This window comes from Cerasibacillus sp. JNUCC 74 (assembly GCF_053667775.1).
Genome location: NZ_CM132207.1, coordinates 3994649 through 4008631, shown reverse-complemented (window position 1 = coordinate 4008631; position 13983 = coordinate 3994649). Strand labels below are relative to the sequence as shown.

At 37.3% G+C, this 13983-nt stretch carries 12 protein-coding genes; 5 read left to right on the top strand and 7 right to left on the bottom strand.

Annotation, left to right across the window (positions count from 1 at the left end):
* The first annotated feature begins 259 nt into the window (after positions 1 to 259).
* Both JNUCC74_RS17685 and yhbH read left to right on the top strand, forming a co-directional pair.
* On the top strand, positions 260 to 2155 hold the full coding sequence (locus JNUCC74_RS17685) for a PrkA family serine protein kinase (RefSeq protein ID WP_454066321.1): 1896 nt from the start codon (positions 260 to 262) through the stop codon (positions 2153 to 2155).
* A 192-nt stretch (positions 2156 to 2347) separates the two neighbouring features.
* Positions 2348 to 3508, top strand: a complete 1161-nt coding sequence (gene yhbH, locus JNUCC74_RS17680; RefSeq protein WP_454066320.1) for a sporulation protein YhbH — start codon at positions 2348 to 2350, stop codon at positions 3506 to 3508.
* A 56-nt stretch (positions 3509 to 3564) separates the two neighbouring features.
* Here yhbH and JNUCC74_RS17675 read toward each other — a convergent pair whose 3' ends face one another.
* The 5 genes from JNUCC74_RS17675 to JNUCC74_RS17655 form a co-directional block, all read right to left on the bottom strand.
* A complete protein-coding gene (locus tag JNUCC74_RS17675) occupies positions 3565 to 3912 on the bottom strand; it encodes a hypothetical protein (protein WP_454066319.1) in 348 nt (115 codons plus the stop codon).
* Positions 3913 to 4433: 521 nt separating this feature from the next.
* Positions 4434 to 5330: a metal ABC transporter permease gene (locus JNUCC74_RS17670; protein ID WP_454066318.1), complete on the bottom strand. Its 897-nt coding sequence runs from the start codon at positions 5328 to 5330 to the stop codon at positions 4434 to 4436.
* A complete protein-coding gene (locus JNUCC74_RS17665) occupies positions 5327 to 6196 on the bottom strand; it encodes a metal ABC transporter permease (RefSeq protein ID WP_077318704.1) in 870 nt (289 codons plus the stop codon). Before JNUCC74_RS17665 ends, JNUCC74_RS17670 begins: the two co-directional genes overlap by 4 nt.
* A gap of 1 nt (position 6197) precedes the next feature.
* Complete coding sequence (locus tag JNUCC74_RS17660; protein ID WP_454066317.1) at positions 6198 to 6950, bottom strand: metal ABC transporter ATP-binding protein; 753 nt, start codon at positions 6948 to 6950, stop codon at positions 6198 to 6200.
* Between the two features lie 10 nt (positions 6951 to 6960).
* Positions 6961 to 7893 carry a metal ABC transporter solute-binding protein, Zn/Mn family gene (locus JNUCC74_RS17655; protein WP_454066316.1) on the bottom strand — a complete coding sequence of 311 codons (933 nt, stop codon included), beginning with the start codon at positions 7891 to 7893 and terminating at the stop codon, positions 6961 to 6963.
* A 536-nt stretch (positions 7894 to 8429) separates the two neighbouring features.
* Here JNUCC74_RS17655 and JNUCC74_RS17650 point away from each other — a divergent pair.
* The 3 genes from JNUCC74_RS17650 to JNUCC74_RS17640 all read left to right on the top strand — a co-directional run bounded on the left by JNUCC74_RS17650 (position 8430) and on the right by JNUCC74_RS17640 (position 11547).
* The gene (locus JNUCC74_RS17650) at positions 8430 to 9839 is read left to right on the top strand and encodes a SpoVR family protein (RefSeq protein WP_454066315.1); all 1410 of its coding nucleotides are present in this window, start codon (positions 8430 to 8432) and stop codon (positions 9837 to 9839) included.
* 494 nt (positions 9840 to 10333) lie between these two features.
* A complete protein-coding gene (locus tag JNUCC74_RS17645; protein ID WP_454066314.1) occupies positions 10334 to 10465 on the top strand; it encodes a hypothetical protein in 132 nt (43 codons plus the stop codon).
* A gap of 485 nt (positions 10466 to 10950) precedes the next feature.
* Positions 10951 to 11547 (top strand): YpjP family protein, encoded by a 597-nt coding sequence (locus tag JNUCC74_RS17640; protein WP_077318700.1) that lies wholly within the window; start codon positions 10951 to 10953, stop codon positions 11545 to 11547.
* 143 nt (positions 11548 to 11690) lie between these two features.
* Here JNUCC74_RS17640 and JNUCC74_RS17635 read toward each other — a convergent pair whose 3' ends face one another.
* Both JNUCC74_RS17635 and JNUCC74_RS17630 read right to left on the bottom strand, forming a co-directional pair.
* Positions 11691 to 12392, bottom strand: a complete 702-nt coding sequence (locus tag JNUCC74_RS17635) for an NAD-dependent protein deacylase (protein WP_077318699.1) — start codon at positions 12390 to 12392, stop codon at positions 11691 to 11693.
* 489 nt (positions 12393 to 12881) lie between these two features.
* On the bottom strand, positions 12882 to 13949 hold the full coding sequence (locus JNUCC74_RS17630; RefSeq protein WP_077318698.1) for a YkvI family membrane protein: 1068 nt from the start codon (positions 13947 to 13949) through the stop codon (positions 12882 to 12884).
* Between the last annotated feature and the right edge of the window lie 34 nt (positions 13950 to 13983).

Below are 13983 nucleotides of genomic sequence, written 5' to 3'. Positions count from 1 at the left end.
TACTGCAAGATATTCGTCGGTTTGTCTATTTTGAATCATAACCAACAGTGATGAGTGAAGTTAAGTTTTAACTAATGAGAAATTGTTCTTTTGGATTGCATTAAGGTCAGAGGAAAGCAATGCGAAAGGGCAGTGAACTTCCCATAGAAATCATGGATGAGAGGCGGATTAGACAGACGAAAGTTTCATTTTGCGGGTAATCATCCATCACCCCTCCGCATATAGTATGAGTAAACCGCGACCTTGATGGAGGGATCTAATGGATATATTAAATAAAGTGAAAAGCTATCGTGAAGAAGAGCAAAAGCTGAAATGGGAAGGGACATTCGCGGAATATTTAAAAATTTTAAAGAAAAAACCTGAAGTAGCACAAACTGCTCATTCCCGAATTTATAATATGATTAAAAATGCCGGAATTACAGAACAAGATGGTAAAAAAATCTATCACTTTTTTGAGGAGGAGATTTTTGGGTTAGAAGAAGCCATTGAAAGGTTAGTTGAAGAATACTTTCACCCAGCTGCTAAACGTTTAGACGTCCGAAAGCGAATTTTATTGCTTATGGGACCAGTAAGCGGGGGAAAATCTACCATTGTAACAATGTTGAAACGAGGGTTAGAAAAATATTCACGTACGGATGAGGGCGCTGTCTACGCAATAAAATCTTGTCCCATGTATGAAGATCCCTTACATCTTATTCCACCACACTTACGCCAGGATTTTTATAATGAGTATGGGATTCGCATTGAAGGAAGCTTATCACCACTGAATACGATGCGATTGGAAAAGGAATATGATGGAAGGATTGAAGATGTTCGAGTGGAGCGGATTTTTCTCTCAGAAGATAAGCGGGTGGGGATTGGCACCTTTAGTCCGTCCGACCCTAAATCGCAGGATATTGCTGATTTAACAGGAAGCATTGATTTTTCCACCATTGCAGAATACGGTTCTGAATCAGATCCCCGTGCGTATCGTTTTGATGGCGAACTGAATAAAGCAAATCGGGGAATGATGGAATTTCAAGAAATGCTTAAATGTGATGAAAAATTCTTATGGCATTTGCTGTCACTGACCCAAGAAGGAAATTTTAAAGCAGGCAGATTCGCCTTGATTAGTGCGGATGAATTAATTGTAGCTCACACGAATGAAGCGGAATATCGTTCATTTATTGCTAACAAAAAGAATGAGGCATTACATTCCCGAATTATTGTTATGCCAATTCCATATAATTTAAAAGTCAGTCAAGAAGAACGAATTTATGAAAAGATGATTAAGGAAAGCGATATGGCTCATGTACACATTGCTCCACATGCTCTAAAAGCAGCTGCCATCTTTTCCATTTTGACGCGATTGGAGGATTCTAAAAAACCAGGCGTTGACCTTATTAAGAAAATGCGCCTGTATGATGGAGAAAGTGTGGAAGGATTTAATCAAGCGGATGTAGATGAGTTAAAGAAGGAATTTCCCGTTGAAGGAATGAACGGAATTGATCCTCGTTATGTGATTAATCGAATTTCATCAGCGATTATTCGTAAAGATGTTCCCGCAATTAATGCATTAGATGTTTTACGCGCATTGAAGGACGGGTTAAGTCAGCACCCATCGATTTCTGACGAAGATAAAGAAACATATATGAATTATATTTCCATCGCTCGGAGGGAGTATGACGAAATTGCGAAAAAAGAAGTGCAAAAAGCATTTGTGTATTCTTATGAAGAATCAGCAAAAACATTAATGAATAATTATCTCGATAATGTAGAAGCTTTTTGTAATAAAAATAAATTAAAAGATCCGTTAACTGGTGAGGAAATGAATCCAGATGAAAAGTTGATGCGTTCGATTGAAGAACAAATTGGTATCTCTGAAAATGCGAAGAAATCGTTCCGTGAAGAAATTCTAATTCGTATTTCAGCATTTGCACGAAAAGGGAAGCGATTTGATTACAATTCGCATGAACGACTGCGTGAAGCGATTCAAAAAAAGCTATTTGCCGATTTAAAAGATGTTGTCAAAATTACCACTTCTTCTAAAACACCAGATGAATCTCAATTGAAAAAAATTAATGAAGTCATTGCCAGATTAATTGATGAACATGGCTATAATTCTATTTCAGCCAATGAGTTATTACGTTATGTTGGAAGTTTATTAAATCGATAAGGAATTTAATTTGTTGTCGGAAAAAACCATCCTCTTCTTTAGTGGTTATGTTGCTGAAGGAGAGGATGTTCTTTACTTAGAAGTACCTTGACATGAATGTCCTAATAGTCCAAATAATGCAATAATTGAGGTGTGCATGCATAGAATATAAAAAACAATGGAAGATAGGATCACTTTTAAGGAGGGTAAAAGATGCAAGAGGAAAAAGGAAGTTTTGTCGTATCAAAAGAAAATTGGTCCCTCCATCGCAAAGGTTATCAAGACCAAAAGCGTCATATGGATAAGGTAAAGGATGCGATTAAAAATAATTTACCGGACTTAGTAAGTGAAGAGAATATCATTATGTCGGATGGAAAAGAAGTTATAAAAATTCCGATCCGCTCCTTAGATGAATATAAAATACGCTATAACTACAATCATATAAAGCATGTTGGACAAGGAAAGGGAGATAGCCAAGTTGGCGATATTATAGGAAGAGCCCCGGGTGATAATGTACAAGGAGGAGGAAATGGAAAAAAGGCTGGTGATCAGCCAGGCACAGATTACTATGAAGCAGAAGTATCTGTAGAGGAAATTGAAAATGTCCTGTTTCATGAACTGGAATTACCTAATTTACAAGAAAAAGAACAAGCAGAAATCGTCACCGAAAAAATTGAATTTAATGATGTACGAAAAAAAGGGTTGATGGGAAATATTGATAAAAAACGGACGATTTTAACGGCGATTAAGCGAAATGCTAAAGCGGGAAAGCCCGGAATCACACCAATTAATCAGGATGATTTACGCTTTAAGACGTGGAATGAGGTAACCAAGCCAGAGTCAAAAGCAGTTGTGTTAGCCATGATGGATACAAGTGCTTCGATGGGCATTTTTGAAAAGTATGCAGCTCGTAGCTTCTTTTATTGGATGACTCGTTTTTTACGTACCAAATATGAAACCGTGGAAATGGAATTTATTGCTCACCATACGGAAGCTAAAATTGTCTCAGAGGAGAATTTCTTTTCCAAAGGGGAAAGCGGTGGTACAATTTGCTCATCTGCTTATTACAAAGCATTGGAGCTGATCAATTCTAACTATCCTCCTTCTCGTTATAATATTTATCCGGTTCATTTTTCCGATGGTGATAATATGACATCTGATAACCCGACATGTATTGAACTAGTTAAAGAGATGATGAGCTTATCCAGTATGTTTGGTTATGGAGAGGTAAATAGTTACCATCGCAAATCAACTTTAATGCGAGCGTTTGAAGAGATTGATGATCCGAAATTTCGCTATTATATAATTAAAGAAAAAACGGATATTTACGAGGCATTAAAAGCAATATTTAAGAAAGAGACTGCTGTTATATAGATGAGAACCGGCATTGCTTTCGTGATTCGTATCATCTTAGTAGTGCCGGTGTTTCCCTAGTTAAGAACTTCGATTGTGTATATCGCACGATCAGTAATCAATGAAAATCGCTCTCCATCAAACTGATATAAGGAAGTATCCTCTAAAGGTATTTCATATCTTGGATTGGGCAGCGGCTCGTAATGATGGGCGGCGTTTTCAATTTGACCAGAACCATTTAGCCGCAGTGTATATACTGGCTCATAATCATCGATTCTTCTCTTGTTCGTTGCATAGGAGATATTAGATAAATCGAGGAAAACTTCATCATAATCATCCAGTTCCTGTTTAGCAATTTTTATTCGCTTACCATTCCATTTTTTTAATAGGGTGTTTAATTGCTCAATTGTTATAAATTGCTCCATGTTGATCCCTCCTTGTATAGCTTTTCCCGAAATGAAAATAAATCATACAAAAAAGTTCTATGCAATTATTTACGTAGATGTGTCAGATGGAGGATGCTTAATCTAAGATGGAAAACCGCTGAACTGTTAAGTCTTTTTGTCGTGAGGAACCCCTTGCTAAACTTTTGATCGTCAGTCGTCCTGTTGAATTCCGATAAGGTTGTTAAAGGAGATAATGTAGAAGTTAGAGGCGGATGTTAAGAGAAAACGATCAGAAACAGCCAAGGAAATGAGTTTATTCACCTTGGCTGTTTCTATTTAGCATAAATATATGCAGATCATAGGATAGGCTTGTTCATGTACGATAAGCAAAATTTTTCTCTTAAATGAAGGGTGTTTAGTGTTTAATTTTCCCTATGAAGTTTCTAAGTTGGTTGATTACTCTCCCTCATTAGACTGCTTTTTCTCTTTTTTGAAATAAGGTCTCTCAAAGGTTGATATGGTTTCAACAAATTGACCAATTTACTTTATAAAATCCTGATCTACGCTTCTGCTTTCTGTTGTTCTATTGTCTTCCCGGACTTTCGCAATTTTTTTATAATCACACCTTGCTTTGGGCTAAATAAAAATGCTCCAAGAAAGAACACACCTGTCGCTACTGCCATGGAACCTGCAATAGATACATTGAATTGGACGGCAAACGAGTAGCCCAGAATCGCAGACAAGATGCCAATCACACCGCTTAAAATTAATAAGACTAGAAAGCGATCGGTTAATAAATAGGCGGTAGCCCCTGGAACGATCAACATTGCTACTACTAAAATAGCGCCGACACTATCAAAAGAAGCAACGGTTGACAATGACACCATTGTCATTAATAGGTAGTGGATCATTACTACCGGAACCCCAATTAAAGTAGCAAACTGCGGATCGAATGTGGACATTTTAATTTCTTTATAGAATAACGTAATTAAGAGCAAATTTATCGTTAATACACCGCCGAGCATCCATACAACTATTGGACCGTAATCAGCCCCATTTATAGTTAGGGTATTCCAAGGGACAAAAGCAATTTCACCCATTAACGCATGCTGAATGTCTAAATGTACTTGATCACCGATAAATGAAATAAGCACTACACCTAAGGCAAATAAAGAGGTAAAGACAACACCAATCGCAGCATCTGATTGTACCCCGGAGGAATTCAGCATTTCTACAAAAATAGCAGTTAAAATACCCACAATTCCTGCCCCAATTAACATCGGTATACCGCTAATCGTTTGTGTTATAAAAAAGGCGCCAACAATTCCTAGCAAAACGGTATGACTAATTGCATCAGCAATCATTGCCATCTTCCGTAGCACAAGAATGGCACCTGTTACGCCACAAGTGACACCGACAAGGCATCCGGTTAAAAGAATCCAAAATGTATATGTCATGATCGCTTCCCTCCTTTAAACAAAATCCCTTTTCTTGCTCCAAAAAATAAGGAAAAAAGAAAAATAATGGAAGCACTTAAAACGATGATTGGACCTGTAGGCAAATTATGAATGACTGTACTTAATACTGCTCCGCTTACACCGGATATGGCGCCAAATATTCCGGCCAGTATCGTCATCCAGCCGAGTCGATCTGTCCAGTATCTAGCTGATATGGGCGGTGTAATTAATAGTGCAGCGATTAACACAACCCCAACCATCTGAATACCGATCACGACAACGGCTACGACAAGAAATAATAGTACGCCGTTAAAAAAAGTTACCGGTAACCCCATACCTTTGGCAAATTGCGGATCAAAAATACTAATCTTAAATTCTTTAAAAAATAGTGCGGTGATGATAATTAAAACTAACGCACCAATAGCAATTAATTCTACATCACTTTTTACCAGTGAAGCTGCTTGCCCAAAGATAAATGTATCCAATCCTGCATGGTTTCCTGCTGAGTGTTGTTGAATGTATGTTAACAGAACAATACCGAGACCGAAAAACACGGAAATAACAATACCGATGGCAGCATCTGTTTTAATGCGTGATTTGTCAACAATGGATTGAATAGAATGGGTTGCAATTAAACTAGTAACAGCAGCCCCTGCTAATAGAATTGGTACGGATTTCATTTGAAAGATAAGATAAGCCATACAGACCCCTGGAAGTGCGGCATGAGCCATCGCATCACTAATCAAGCTTTGTTTTTTTAACAGGACAAAGCTGCCGATGATACCACTGGCAAATCCAAGCAAGATGCTGCCGACCAGCACCCATTGCAGGTTGGCACTAGAAAATAAAGATGTTAATGTGTCCATCTCAGGTGCTCTCCTTTACTGCCTGAGCTTCTCTTTGTAAAAATGCAATTTTTCCTCCGTAAGCCGCTTCCAAATTGTCTAATGTAAACACCAAACTTGTTTTCCCGTAAGCAATCGGCGTCTTATTTAATAGAAGAACATGATCAAAATAATCATTCACTGTTTGCAAGTCATGATGCACGACTAAAACAGTTTTGCCATCACGCTTCCACTCCTTCATTAATTCAATGATCGCTTTTTCTGTAGAAGCGTCCACTCCTGCAAATGGTTCATCCATAAAATAAATTTTTGCATCTTGTACCATTGCTCGAGCAAGAAAGACGCGTTGCTGTTGTCCGCCAGATAATTGACTAATCTGGCGGGAGGCATAGTCCTGCATGCCAACTCTTTCCAGGCAATGCTTCGCCCACGTAATTTCTTTTTTTGATACTCGCTTAAACAATCCTATATGTTTATATCTTCCCATTAGTACTACATCTAGTGCATTCGTTGGGAAATCCCAATCTACTTCGCTTCGCTGTGGTACATAGCCAATGATTTTCCTTTGTTCATGGATTGGCTTATCAAATACAGTTACATCTCCGGAAATCGTTGGTAGCAGTTGTAAAATGGACTTAATCAAAGTTGATTTACCAGCACCATTTGGACCAATTATCCCTGTCATTGACCCTTCTGGAACTGCAAAAGACACGTTTTCCAATGCTAATTGTTTATCATAGGTTACGGAAATATGATTGACTTTTAATGCATACATATAAATCACCTCATTTCAATGCATCAACAATGGTGTCAATATTATGTTTGAACATACCAATGTAAGTACCTTCTTCTGTTCCTTCTTTACCCATCGCGTCAGAAAAAAGCTCGCCACCGATCGATACTTCATGCCCTTCCTTTTTCGCACCTTCTACGACAGCATTAATAGATCGTTCTGATACACTACTTTCTATAAATACACCTTTAATATTTCTTTCTACTAATACATCAATAATCCGTTGAATATCGTTCACTCCATAATCAGACTCTGTGCTAAGCCCTTGTAAACCTATTACTTCAAAACCAAAAGCTTTTCCGAAGTAATTAAAAGCATCATGCGCGGTTACAAGCACACGACTTTCTTCAGGTATTTCATTGAATTTCTTTTCTGCATAAGCCTGTAACTTGTCCAATTCTTTTAGATAGGCTTCGGTATTTTTCGTATATGTTTCTTTATTATCCGGATCCAATTCTATTAATCCATCTTGAACTGCTTCTACCGCGTATTTCCATAAATCGATATCAAACCAAACATGAGGATCACTAACCTTAGGATTATCAGGGTCATGTATTAATTTTTCCTTTGGTATATTTTCAGCCACAGGAATTGTCAGTTTTTCCTGCTTCATTTTGGCAAATATTTCTCCCATTTGTCCTTCTAAATGTAGCCCATTGTAGAAAATGATGTCCGCATCTGTCATTTTTTGAATGTCTCCTTGGACGGCGTTATATAGATGCGGATCTGTGCCTGGACCCATTAAGCTATTTACTTCGACGAAATCTCCTCCAATATTTTTTGCTATGTCACCAATTTGTGAGGTTGTCGTGACTATTTGATGTGGCTGTTCGCTTGATCCACTGGCATTTTTGGAATCTGTAGCACAACCAAAAGTACCAATAACAAGAAGTATAATAAAACTAAATAAAACGATCTTCTTCATTTTCATTCCCCTTTCTAATAATTTTTACCTAATGCAACAAGAACTTAAAAATTTACTAGCATCCGCTTGCTAGTTTATTGTTTCGTGTAATGAAAATATTTTACAAAATATAAAAAGTTTCCTGTGTGCAAAATTATATGGGAACTTCCCAAAAATAGCAATAGTTTTTTTATAAATTATTAAAAAAATTTATAGATTTGTATAGATGAATTGAACTCGTAAAAACGAGAAGCACTGGTTCTCAAAATGTTAAAGGATTATCGAATATACGTATGAAATCTTTCAAATTAAGTCAAGAGGTCCCACATCCAAATCGGGAGGTCTCGAAGTTGAGGGACCGCATTAAAGACGGAGAGAATTTCTCGAAGTTGGGGGATACCGAAGTTGAGTGGAAACATCCCATTACTAGTTTGTTAAGCAAGGAAGAAATAAGTCCATTAAAATAAGAATCAATAAATGAATCTGTTGAGCTTCTGACAGTCATTATTTCCCTTCTTGTTCATAAACTATACAAACTGCAACGGGGGGATAATCGAGTGACTGACACTAACAAAGAACTGCATGATGCAATTGCTGAAATTACAGAAATAGCTGCTGGTTTCGGGTTAGATTTTTATCCAATGCGTTATGAAATTTGTCCTGCTGATATTATCTACACATTTGGGGCGTACGGTATGCCAACACGATTTAGCCATTGGAGTTTTGGTAAACAGTTTCATCGTATGAAGCTGCAATATGATCTAGGGCTTAGCCAAATTTATGAACTGGTTATTAATTCGGATCCGTGCTATGCCTTTTTGTTAGATACAAATAGTTTAATTCAAAATAAATTAATCATCGCACATGTTTTGGCACATAGCGACTTTTTCAAAAATAATGTCCGCTTTTCCAATACGAGACGGGATATGGTCGAGAGTATGACAGCAACTGCCGAGCGAATAGCATATTATGAAATGGTGTATGGAGAGCGGGAGGTGGAGGAATTTCTTGATGCCGTACTTGCTATTCAGGAGCATATTGACCCGTCACTCATTCGCCCGCCATCAATAAACGATGAGATGGAAGAAGAAACGAAGCCGGCTAGGAGAATCACACCATACGATGATCTGTGGGATTTAGATGAAGCACCTAAACAAGATGATACACGGGAAAAACAGAAACGGAAGAAGTTTCCGCCAAAGCCGGAGAAGGATCTGCTACTGTTTCTTGAAGCATATAGCAAAGAACTGGATGATTGGCAACGAGATATATTAACGATGATGCGAGAGGAGATGTTATATTTTTGGCCACAATTAGAGACAAAAATAATGAATGAAGGCTGGGCATCGTATTGGCATCAACGAATATTACGAGAAATGGATTTAACTAGTGAGGAAACTATTGAATTTGCGACTCTAAATGCAGGTGTGGTGCAGCCTTCCAAACATCAAATTAATCCATATTATCTTGGATTAAAAATTTTAGAGGATATCGAGTACCGCTATGATCATCCGACAGAAGAAATGAAGCGATTAGGAATAAAGCCGAACTCAGGTCGGAAGAAATTATTTGAAGTCAGGGAGTTGGATTCTGATATTTCTTTCATTCGAAATTATTTGACGAAAGAGCTTGTGCAGCGTGAGGATTTATATCTCTTTGAGAAAAAAGGTAGAAATTATCAAATCACGACAAAAGATTATAAAAAAGTTCGTGATCAGCTTGTTGCAATGCGGATAAATGGCGGGTTTCCTTATATAACTGTAGAGAATGGTGATTATTTACGAAATGGGGAGTTATATCTTGTTCACCATTATGAAGGAACAGAGTTAGATGTCCATTATTTAGAACATGTTCTCCCTTATATTTATCGATTATGGGGGCGACATGTTTATCTGGAAACAGTTATTGAAGATAAAAAAATGCTTTATTGCTATGATGGAAAAAGAGCATTACATCGTCAGTTATAGCGCATGTTGTTAGTTAAGGCTATCAAATTTCCGAAAAAGAAACGGGGCTAGCTAACCGTTCCATTAAATCTGCGGAAAAGAGTAGGATCATTAAACGTCTGTATTTATACAGGCGCATATTCGAATTTCAGCATAGAAATGAATTTCAAACCATACCACTTTTGTGGATAAACCAGGGTTGTCGCCTGCATAACGAATGTCAGGTTTGTTTTCTAAAGAGAAGCATATTACTGTTTCCTGTGAAGCATTTTCTTATCGTAATGAAAATCGAATGCTTCATAAACGTACATGTAATTATAAAGCAAATTTTTATTGATTCGGCACTTAAGGTACCATATTTTCTCTCATTTTAAAAAAGTTGCTTATTATTTTGTGAACTTTATGAGGAAAACAGCTCCTAAAATCTCGAATGTTTGGGCGGCAGGACAGAAGAAGTTACGGCAGCAATACATCGCAATCAGAAAGCGCTCTCCTTTTTAAGGATAAGGAAAGCTATGACAGCGACAGATCGCGTTTTTCAAGGAAAGAAAAGCTACGGCAGTGATGCATCGTGTGCAGAACAAGCGTTCTTCTTTTTCAAGGAGATAAGCCGCTTTTTGAATGAGTTCTACTTTATCCGCATGTAACTTACAGTAGCTGCCTTTTCATGCTAAGAGGCGAAAATAGGAGGATAAGTGGCGGAACCAATTGCAAGTTAAATTCCGATTCTGTTTATTCTCACAATTAGTGGTGGATAAAAGAAATCTCCCCACTGATTGAAGATTCACTTTATCCCTTCAGAAGCTTTTCGGTTTGTATTTGGTTAACCGAGCACTTGTACTTTTTTTAGTTGTTATTAGTAGGGATTTAAAGGGATGATGAAATTTCATTTTATTGCATAGTCTTTAACAGTATATTAAATTGTTATAATTTTGTAGACAAATAAGTGAGAAGTGATAAAATTTAAGTAATAGAGGATATTTAAAAATCCGGTAAAAAGGAACGGCGATTTCGCTCATTGTTTTATTCATCTATCTAACTACAAGTGATTCATTCGCAAACTCGTACCGAAGCGAATTTACCAGGATTTCCATTTTTAAAAAACATGTATTAAATAAAGGGGCACCAAATAATGAAGCAATGGATAAAGAAACTAGCCGTAATGCTCATTACAATTATGACACTTGGAATGTATGTTCCAGTATCATTAACGGCTGAAGCAAATGAAGATAAAGAGAACTATGATACTGATTCGAAGTTGGATGAATCCATCCAGACTACTGTAGCAGAAGAACCCTCATCTTCAATAGAAGAGGAACTTTCTACTTCGGCGATGGAGAAGCTTACGGAAAAGGTGAAGGAACAGACAATGCTTAAAATGGGACCGCGAATTGCCGGTCGGATTGGTGATGAATTTACAACTGTTATTTTGCCAAAAATTGAAGAAGTTATGCAAACGGTTATGTTAGATGAAAATGGAGAACCAATTTCTTATTATGGTATAACTGAACAACCTGCAAAGGGATACGGTGAGCGGATTTTTCATATTTATGATTATCATAACGAAGAAACGGTTGCTAAGTTTCATGTGCGCAGGGATCATCGACCTTTAGAGGGATATTGGTTTAATTTTCATTACCATTTAAAAGATGACGACTTTGAGAAGCATTATGAAGTTGGAGAAATTTTCTGGGATAAAAATACGCCGCCGAAATGGATGGCATCATGAAACTAAAGAGCCAGTGCGATAACAAGCACTGGCTCTTTATATGAAAGCACAAAAGCAAACGTAAAGAAGATAGGAATGATCTGGAAGAGCCTTCTTTAAAAGAAAAAAGTGTTCTTCCAATTCCAGGTAAAAGAAACAAAATTTTAGTTGATTTCCGCTAATATTTCGCCGATTGCCCGATTATGAATAACTTGGTCAGCATAGTCATCAAGCTGAGTAGGTTCACGGTTAATAATCACAAGCCTTGCTCCATGCTCTTTTGCGATTAACGGAAATTGATTTGCCGGTGTTACACTTAAAGAAGATCCTAATACAATAAACAAATCCGCTTTTTCCGCTTCTTCTAATGCGAATTGAAAAGCTTCCATAGGTAAGGTTTCACCGAATAGGACAATGGAAGGACGTAAAACACCTCCACACGTGCAATAATAATCTTTATTTACGTACTCTTCACTGCTATATTCTTTACCACAAGATTGGCAGTGGAGCTTTTGCAGGGTACCGTGAAGTTCGGCAACTCGTTTACTTCCAGCCTGCTGATGAAAGCCGTCTACATTTTGCGTAATAATAGATTTTATTAAACCCTGTCTTTCCCAATCAGCTAAAATATAGTGTCCTTTATGCGGTTCATAAGCTTTAACTTTTAATACTCGTTCCCGATAGAAGTCAATAAATGCTTCTACGTTCGTATTTAATGCTTCGGTTGTTGCAATTTTATTGGGGTCCTGTTGTTTCCAAAGTCCTTTATTGGCAGACCGAAAATCAGGTAAGCCACTTTCGGTTGACATTCCTGCTCCAGTAAATACGACAGCATACTTTGATTCGTGAAGCCATTTTTTAAGCAACGTGCTTCCCTCCAAGTAAAGTGTTCTAGCATACATATACTATTATACTAAAACAATCGTCTGTCTCCCAATTTATTCCGTATTTAAGATGCCCTAAGCATCCCGCTTCAAAGATAATGGCACCTACATGCTCGATTTGTTCGGGTTGACAGGACAAGAAAAAACCCGACAGCGATACATCGCGATTTTTCAAGGACGTTGCAAGTTCTACTTCTATCAATAGGGGATGAAGGAAAAGTCCTCTTGAAGGAAGTTTCACTTTATCTAGATTGCACAACTTGTAAACTTTGATTTTCGTTCTTACATGATTTTTGTCTGGCATACATTACAAATCGCTTTTATGAATACCAAATCCTGTCAAAGTCTCCATATGTATTTAGTCAGTTAAATACTCAATGAGCAGATAAAAAAACATAATCATTCCCCGTGTTATTTTGTTGGCGCTATGAAACATTTCAATCAGTTACTTCCAAAAAAGGTTACTATATTTTAATAACTATTCTTTTCCGCTTTCCATGCTTTCATACGAAATGGAGCAATAATCAGAACAATTATTAAGAAGAAGCCTAAATACCCGATAATCGGATAAAAGAGCGAAACTAATTTGGTAAAACCAACAAAGCTTAAAGCAAAAGCAGCTAGAATCGTTATAATGCTAAATCGGCGAAATGCTGGTGTTCCATTTGGCATAAAGCGAGAACCTAGAGAAAAGAACATGCTGACAGCAGTGTTGAAAATCATTCCAAACAGAATAATGGAATAAATAATACCCAATACTGGCGATATGTCATCTGCAATTTTTAAAATTGGCATCTCATATTCAGCTACCATGCTTATATTGGAAAAGATAGCATAATGATTAAATACAATTAATATTCCAATTCCTAATCCACCTAATAGACCGCCAATTGTAGCCGTACGTTTATTCTTTTCCGCTCCGCCCATAACCAGCGCCATGGAAGCTCCTAAAGCAATGTTAAAGGATACATAATTAATCGCTGATAGTAACCAATGAGAAACAGCAGATGGCTGATCTGTTGCAATAAATTCCATTTCGCGTAATGGGGTGTCAACCGTAAATAAACTATACATGGAAATAACCATTACAGTAAGAATTAAAAAAGGTGCAATGCTTGCAATGATGGAAACAACCCGATGGACATCAAGCATAACAGTCAGCATAACAATAATAGTCATTAACGTAATTCCGACAAATGAAGGAAGCGAAAATTGCTGGTTGAGAATGGAACCAGCACCAGCAATCATGACGACACCAACACCAAATAGAGTAAAGACGATAATATAATCAACAATTACACCAATTTTTCGCCCGCTAATAAAGTAAATCACTTCTCTATGAGAGGTCGTTTGGGCTCGGCTTCCCAGTCTTGTCAGTATCATCCCTAAATAAGCGAATAAAATTGTAGCAATGATAGCGCCGATCGTTCCTTTATAACCAAAGCTTGTAAAGTATTGCAAAATTTCTTGACCAGAAGCAAATCCCGCCCCGACAATAATTCCAATAAATGCACTAGCTATTTGTAAAATTTTCTTCATAAAATCCTCCGTCATTCTAGATGTCATCTCTTGT

Coding starts and splice junctions, on each gene's coding strand:
- JNUCC74_RS17670 (WP_454066318.1), bottom strand. CDS start 5,330: ATGACATATACATTTTGGATTCTTTTAACCGGATGCCTTGTCGGTGTC.
- JNUCC74_RS17685 (WP_454066321.1), top strand. CDS start 260: ATGGATATATTAAATAAAGTGAAAAGCTATCGTGAAGAAGAGCAAAAG.
- JNUCC74_RS17640 (WP_077318700.1), top strand. CDS start 10,951: ATGAAGCAATGGATAAAGAAACTAGCCGTAATGCTCATTACAATTATG.
- JNUCC74_RS17655 (WP_454066316.1), bottom strand. CDS start 7,893: ATGAAGAAGATCGTTTTATTTAGTTTTATTATACTTCTTGTTATTGGT.
- JNUCC74_RS17630 (WP_077318698.1), bottom strand. CDS start 13,949: ATGAAGAAAATTTTACAAATAGCTAGTGCATTTATTGGAATTATTGTC.
- JNUCC74_RS17665 (WP_077318704.1), bottom strand. CDS start 6,196: ATGGACACATTAACATCTTTATTTTCTAGTGCCAACCTGCAATGGGTG.
- yhbH (WP_454066320.1), top strand. CDS start 2,348: ATGCAAGAGGAAAAAGGAAGTTTTGTCGTATCAAAAGAAAATTGGTCC.
- JNUCC74_RS17660 (WP_454066317.1), bottom strand. CDS start 6,950: ATGTATGCATTAAAAGTCAATCATATTTCCGTAACCTATGATAAACAA.
- JNUCC74_RS17675 (WP_454066319.1), bottom strand. CDS start 3,912: ATGGAGCAATTTATAACAATTGAGCAATTAAACACCCTATTAAAAAAA.
- JNUCC74_RS17645 (WP_454066314.1), top strand. CDS start 10,334: ATGACAGCGACAGATCGCGTTTTTCAAGGAAAGAAAAGCTACGGCAGT.